This is a genomic window from Stenotrophomonas sp. SrG, assembly GCF_050031795.1.
In the GTDB taxonomy this organism is placed as follows: Bacteria; Pseudomonadota; Gammaproteobacteria; order Xanthomonadales; family Xanthomonadaceae; genus Stenotrophomonas; species Stenotrophomonas rhizophila_A.
The window spans coordinates 1-231 of record NZ_JBNBBE010001722.1 but is presented as its reverse complement, the minus strand read 5'-3'; the positions used below and the strand labels follow the sequence as shown (position 1 = coordinate 231).

Annotated in this window: 1 protein-coding gene; it reads left to right on the top strand. The window is 74.5% G+C overall.

The genetic code is table 11. The annotated features are described in order from the left end of the window. Positions 1–231: EAL domain-containing protein (locus ACQG3P_RS25165; protein ID WP_426806562.1), on the top strand; the 231-nt coding region annotated here is incomplete at both ends.

Below are 231 nucleotides of genomic sequence, written 5' to 3'. Positions count from 1 at the left end.
CACGCGGCGCACCCGCCCCGGCGGGCAGGGGTTAGCCCCGGCGCTGGCGCACCGCCAGCACGACCGGCTGCAGAGCGACAGCCGCCTGCACCGCGCGCTGGACGCCGACGAGTTCCACCTGGTCTCCCAGCCGCAGGTGAACCTGCCTACCGGCCAGCTGGTGGCCGCCGAAGCTCTGATCCGCTGGCGCAACTCGCAGCTGGGGGTCGTGCGCCCGGACATCTTCCTCGG